We start from the raw sequence: 6,115 nt of genomic DNA, 5'->3' as shown, positions 1-6,115 counted from the left end.
CCAGCTGAGCTACAAGCCCATATTAAGTTTTTTAATTGGTGACAGGTTGCTGTTGCGGACTGTAGTTCCGTCGAGTGGTTTTATTTGCACCTCTCGACCTTACGGATGCGAACCGTACGCTCTCCCAGCTGAGCTACGCCCCCAAGTTGTGTAAACTGTTCAATTTTCGGATTTAACTTTGTGCAAGTTGTCAGGTGGCTGGGGCCCGCTTTGCGGATAGCTTGCTCTCCCAGCTGAGCTACGCCCCCAGATTTTGATATTTAGTTGTTTTGACGGGGCCCGCTTTAAGCTTTGCTTGCTCTCCCAGCTGAGCTACGCCCCCAGATTGCGATATGAAGTTGTTCTTTTGTGGGCCTGCGCTTAGCACTGCTTATTCTCACGGCTAAGCTATGGCGTCCCGTTTGCAACTGAATTCCAGCGGCAAAAAATATTATACCATATTTCCCTCAATTGTAAAGTCCAATTTTTCGGCGGACATAAGATTTTTAAAATTCATGATTTTCCGGTTGCTAATTATGAAAGAATATAGTAAAATAAATAAGCTATTAAGCAAGTCCTCCGCATACAGCTGCGGAGCCGGTCTCGCGCAATGGGACCCTGCGAATCATGTCAGGCGGGGAACCGAGCAGCATTAAGCGGGATGTTCTATGTGCCGCGAGGACGCCGGTTCCGTAGCTGTATGCGGGGGACTTACCATCGTTTTTTGGAGGAAGTCCATGTATCAGGCCCTGTATCGTAAATGGCGGCCCAAGACGTTTTCTGACGTCATCGGCCAGTCTCATATTACCGAGACCCTGCAAAAACAGGTTGCCGAGGGCCGTACCTCTCATGCCTATCTGTTCACGGGGACCCGCGGCACCGGCAAAACCACCTGCGCCAAAATTTTGGCAAAGGCGGTCAACTGTGAAGCCCCTGTCAACGGTGATCCCTGCTGCCGGTGCCCCGCGTGTCTTGGCATTGAGAACGGCGGCTTTCTGGATGTGCTGGAGCTGGACGCTGCATCCAACAACGGCGTGGATCAGGTCCGCGCCCTGCGGGACGAGGCAATCTACTCACCGGCAAACGTCCGCAAGCGGGTGTACATTGTGGACGAGGTCCACATGCTCTCCACCCCTGCATTCAATGCCCTGCTCAAAATTTTGGAGGAGCCGCCGGAACACCTGATGTTCATTCTGGCGACAACGGAGCTGCACAAGGTACCTGCTACCATCCTGTCCCGATGCCAGCGCTTCTCCTTTAAACGGATTACTCCCGTCGACATTGCACGGCGCCTTTCTTATGTGGCGCAGCAGGAGCAAATCGACCTGACGCTGGACGGGGCGGAAATTCTCTCGAGGCTCTCCGACGGCGCCCTGCGGGACGGCCTTTCCCTGCTGGACCAGTGCGCCGCGGCCGGGGGGACCATTGACAGCGCCGCCGTACTGGAGGTATTGGGCCTTGCTGGCAATCTTCAGACCGCCCAGCTCATGGAACATGTACTGGAGCGAGACGCAAAAGGAGCGCTGCTCCTTTTGAATACGCTTTATGCCGGTGGGAAGGACGTAGGCGCTGTGCTGGGGGAATTATCCACCCTGACACGGGACCTGCTGCTGCGGCGGACGGCCCCGGAAGGGGGAGCCGCGCTGCTCTCCGGCGGATATGATACGGCAACACTGGACCGCCTTGGCAGGGACGCGGGGGGAAACCGCCTCATTTACCTGGCCTCTACCCTGCAAAAGGCAACGGCGGACTTGTACGACAGCGCCAACCGGCGCACCGATGCGGAGCTTTGCCTTTTACGGCTGTGCGACGAATCCCTTTGCGGGGATCTGACGGCTCTGGAAGCCCGCGTCCAGCGGTTAGAGGAAAACGCGGGGCGGAGCCAGGTGATCCGGGCAGCTGTGGCGGAAAGCGTCGCAAAGCCGGCTCCGGTTTCGCCGCCGCCAAAAGCACCAACCAAAGCGCCAACCAATGTGCCGGCGGATCTGCCGCCGTGGGAGAGTGCCGGAGAAGCGCCGCCCTTGCCGGAGGAGCCCCCTGCGGGAGATTCTGCCGGAGAGCGGGTTTTTGACATCCCCGAGGAACCGGAGGAAAAGGGAGGGGCTGCCCCGGCAGCGCCTGCCGCCAGCCAGCCGCCCGCCACAGGGGAAAGCGGTGGCACGGATGGAAACTGGTGGAGAGCCCTCGCGGAAGGGTGCAAGGGTCGCCTGCCGCCCATGTACCGGGCCTTTTTGGATATGTGCACCGGTATGCTGGAAGGCGATCAACTGACGGTGTACGCACCGGACGATATCACCAGAGGCCGGTTGGACAATGACCGGGTGAAGGACATTTTGCGGGAAGAAGCGGAAAGGGCGGCGGGAATTTCCATTCGGCTGCTGTTTCATGTGGGGGACCCACCCCAGGCATCCCCGCAGGAAAATCTGAAAAACCTGCTGAAATTTGGCAGCCGGTTTGACAATGTTGAAATCAAATAACAAAGGAGATTTTTAAAATGGGATACAGCGCACGCCGTGGTTTTACCAACGGAAAGGCGTCCGGCGCACAGCGTCAGGCGGAAATGCAGCAGAAAATCCAGCAGATGCAGGCGCAGATGAATACGGCGCAGGAGGCCGTGGAGGCCACTACATTCAACGCCAGCGTAGGCGGAGGCGTGGTAGAGGCCAAGGTTAACGGCAAGAAGGAAGTCCTCTCCATTGCCATCAAGCCGGAGGCTGTGGACCCCGAGGATGTGGAGATGCTGCAGGATCTGGTGGTTTCCGCCGTCAACGAGGCGCTTCGTCAGGCCGGCGAGGCCATGGACAAGAGCCTGGAGGGTGTTACCGGCGGTCTGGATCTGGGCGCTTTCGGCCTGTAAGAAGCTTTCAAGACACCGCCATTTCTCCCTTGGATGAAATGGAGAAAAAGGCATGGCCGCCCCGCAGTGCAAAATGCGGGGGACGGAAGGAATAATCTGAAAAAGAGCGGGGCCGAAGGCTCCGCTCTTTTTGGAAGAGGAGAAGGCGATGAAAAAGCGATTTCTGGCGGCGGCATTGACGCTCTGCCTGCTGCTGAGCGGATGCGGACCCAGCCGGACAGAGCCTGTGCAGGCGGAGACCCCAACGGACGGCCCTGTGATTGCTTACGTGCCGCTGGACGACCGTCCGGACAACGTGGAACGCGTGAAGTATCTGGCGGAATCCATGGGTTACACGCTGGAAATGCCGGAGGCGGATTGCTACCGCACCCGGCTGGGCGGTCAGCCCCGCAACACCAACGGGACCCAATACGGAGACCGGGCGGCCCTCTATGAATGGGTGCTGGCACAGGAGGCCGCGGGGTGCGACCGATACATTCTCTCCATGGACCAGATGCTCTCCGGCGGGCTGGTGAATTCTCGCGCCATGGCGGCTCATGAGAGCGTCACCTTATCCGACGGGACGGTACTGACGGAAAGTGAGCTGCTGGAGAGCCTGACGGCGATTTTGGGGGCGGAAGCGGACAATCGGGTGTGGCTTTTGGAGAGTGTGATGCGGCTGGCGCCCACGGTGGGCTACGACCATTGGACGCTGGAAGAATACAACGATCTGCGCGCTTACGGCATGGAAGGGCGTCCCGTTTTAGAGGGCGCGGCTCTGACGGTGGAAAACATCAAGGCGGACTACCGTCTGGGAAGTGACGGCAGTGCGCTGGAAGCGGCGTCCTTCGGCTTGGAGGAGTGGGAGGTGGCAGAGTATCTCTCCGCCCGAAGCCGCAAGATAGAGCTGTCCCACCGGCTGGAGACGCTGGTAAACCGGGCCGGCTTTGAAAACTTCAGGGTGCTGATCGGCATTGACGATTCCTCCGAGGAGGACAGCATCCAGAAAAACGAGATCGCCTATCTGCGGCAGGGACTGCGCAGCGGCGACGCGCTGCTCTCCGGCGTGGACGACCTTGCCTTCAAGGCGGTGACAAAGCTGTATTTGGAGGAAACCGACTGGGCACAGGCGCAAATCGGCGCGCAGGTGCGCTATTACGGCGGCACGGAGGACCAGAGCGCCTGCGCTTACGATTACAAGCCCCTGACGGAGATCATGGCGGAGCATCTGGACTTTTTCGGACTGGGCGAGCCACGGGAGAATTTGCCCAAGGATGAGGGTTGCATTCAGATTCTGGTGCTGACTCAGCCTGCGGACGAGAGCAAAAAGAAGGAATACTACCAAGCGCTGATCGAGGATTTGAAGGCGTGCCGGGGAAGGGACCTGCCCACCATCCTCATCGACGCGGGAAACGGGGCCTACGGCACGGCCTTCCACGAGGCCCTGACCGAGGAGACGGAGCTGGGGTGGCTTCTCGGCTATGCCGGATTTTTGGACATGGCCATTGTCACCGGCACCGCACTGAGCCACGGCGTGGCCCGCTATGCCGTGCTGCGGCAGGGGGAATCCACGCAGGCGATGGAGCAGGCGTTCGCGCGGACGCTGGCGGACAGCGTGCTCAAGGATTTTTGCTACAAGAACGTGGTGCGGGAGGACCTGCTCGCCTATATTCGCCGCGAGCTTGGCGGCAGTCCGGACAATTTCTGGCAGCCGGAGATCGACCGGAGTGCGGTACAGGCCCGGCTGGAAGAAGAGATGAGAAAGAGCACAAAGGCCGTTTTGAAAAATCTGGAGCGGAGCAATCTCATCGTCTCGCTGGACCAGAGCGTGGAGGACGAGGGCCTTGCGGGCTGGGGCGGCATCCAGCTGGAGAAGTACCGCTTCCCGTGGGACCGGGCGTTCGAGATCGGCATGGACATTCGGCTGGGGGATTTTACAAAGCCCCACAAGCAGCTGTTTGGCACGTATTATCAATAAAAGAGAGCGCCTGGTTTTAGCGCCCCTCCGATAAGGATATTTGCGAAATCAGGATTGTTTCCCATGGCGGCCAAACGATAATCGATGAATTGATTTGCAACGAAAAGTACCGCCCTACTGATTTATAAATCAGTAGGGCGGTACTACTTTGCTATCCTCGAAAAGCAGCTAAGGGGTCAGCGCATAGCAAATTGCTCATTATGTGGTTATTGTGATGCCCAGCCATTTGGCGACAAAGAACAGAATCAATAGATGGGCAGGATAGAAAAAATAAAATAGCCACTTATTTCCTGAACCGCGTTTTCCGTTATACCGCCCAAGCAACAGCATAGGAAGCAATAGTCCAAGGCCCATTCCTGCTGGCATGAGATAAGTCCACGGGTTTTCATTCGCATAACCCATGTAGATTTCATATATGGGAGGCATCACATAATACAGAAGCATTAGCAGACAAAATCCAATCCGCTGATTTACCAAGCTGCCGTGCAAAAGATCAAACAACAAAATAGCAATGACCCCTATGTAATACCAATCACCGAACACAGATGCCAGGATGCAAAGCCCCACGAAACACGCCGCAGCTATGGGATTCTTCGCTTCATGACGTGCACGCAAACCCAAGAGCCCAAGAAGTAATGTGTAAATCACATTAAATCGCAACCACCCATTGAGCGAGGTTGGGAAACCATTATTCACAAATAAAACATACGGGAAATAGGATACAATCGCAAACACAGCCAAGCGTTTTGTATAGTGACCAACGTGGTGGGTATGATGGTATCCCGCTACAAGAAAAAAATCAGTGGCGCCGTGATACGTCCAATCAAATGCATGCAAGCTGCCAATGGGCTATAATAATCTGGAGAGACCAAAAACGCCATATGGTCGATGAACATCGCCACAATCGCGATGGTTTTCAGTGCTTCGGAGGAAAGCCCCTGCTTTTCCTGCCTGTTGTCTAAAATTTCTTGCATATTTTCTCACCCCATCCCATCTTCCCATTATATAAAATTTGCCCGCCCTACATCTAAGTTACAAATGCAGGAGATTATTTTCCGGATCCAGTATACCGCGCCACCGCGAACTTGCACAAGCGGTTTGATTTATGTTCCACGAAGCTGACGGAAATTTAAGTAAGACCCTGTTGAGGTTAGGAATTATGCAAAAGACTGTCGGCGGATTTCGCAGAATAAAAGCCGTAGGACTTCAAAAATCCTACGGCAGATCTTAAAAACTGAAAATATCCTTATTAGGCTGGGGCACTAAACAGGCCCTCTCTTTTTGAAAAAAGCCGGGGACCGCTCAGCGGTCCCCAGTGAAAC

The 6,115-nt window shown here is 56.0% G+C and carries 3 protein-coding genes, 1 other RNA gene and 1 pseudogene; 4 read left to right on the top strand and 1 reads right to left on the bottom strand.

The genetic code is table 11. The annotated features are described in order from the left end of the window. Positions 1 to 573 precede the first annotated feature (573 nt). The 4 genes from ffs (at position 574) to PHI30_RS04045 (ending at position 4,793) form a co-directional block, all read left to right on the top strand. Positions 574 to 673: signal recognition particle sRNA small type (ffs, locus tag PHI30_RS04060), an RNA gene on the top strand. Positions 674 to 716: 43 nt separating this feature from the next. Next, the gene (dnaX, locus tag PHI30_RS04055; protein ID WP_300024233.1) at positions 717 to 2,456 is read left to right on the top strand and encodes a DNA polymerase III subunit gamma/tau; all 1,740 of its coding nucleotides are present in this window, start codon (positions 717 to 719) and stop codon (positions 2,454 to 2,456) included. A gap of 17 nt (positions 2,457 to 2,473) precedes the next feature. After that, complete coding sequence (locus tag PHI30_RS04050; RefSeq protein WP_300024230.1) at positions 2,474 to 2,836, top strand: YbaB/EbfC family nucleoid-associated protein; 363 nt, start codon at positions 2,474 to 2,476, stop codon at positions 2,834 to 2,836. A 148-nt stretch (positions 2,837 to 2,984) separates the two neighbouring features. Beyond that, positions 2,985 to 4,793, top strand: a complete 1,809-nt coding sequence (locus PHI30_RS04045; protein WP_300024228.1) for a DUF4127 family protein — start codon at positions 2,985 to 2,987, stop codon at positions 4,791 to 4,793. A gap of 198 nt (positions 4,794 to 4,991) precedes the next feature. Here PHI30_RS04045 and PHI30_RS04040 read toward each other — a convergent pair. After that, positions 4,992 to 5,674, bottom strand: a pseudogene (locus tag PHI30_RS04040) (TraX family protein). Positions 5,675 to 6,115 lie beyond the last annotated feature (441 nt).

Origin of the sequence: Oscillibacter sp. (assembly GCF_028693505.1) — a bacterium.
Taxonomy (GTDB): Bacteria; Bacillota; Clostridia; order Oscillospirales; family Oscillospiraceae; genus Oscillibacter.
This window is presented reverse-complemented; position numbering and strand designations above follow the sequence as displayed.

Excerpts from the sequence above, each read along its gene's own strand:
- PHI30_RS04045 (WP_300024228.1), top strand. The coding sequence starts at position 2,985 with ATGAAAAAGCGATTTCTGGCGGCGGCATTGACGCTCTGCCTGCTGCTG.
- PHI30_RS04050 (WP_300024230.1), top strand. The coding sequence starts at position 2,474 with ATGGGATACAGCGCACGCCGTGGTTTTACCAACGGAAAGGCGTCCGGC.
- dnaX (WP_300024233.1), top strand. The coding sequence starts at position 717 with ATGTATCAGGCCCTGTATCGTAAATGGCGGCCCAAGACGTTTTCTGAC.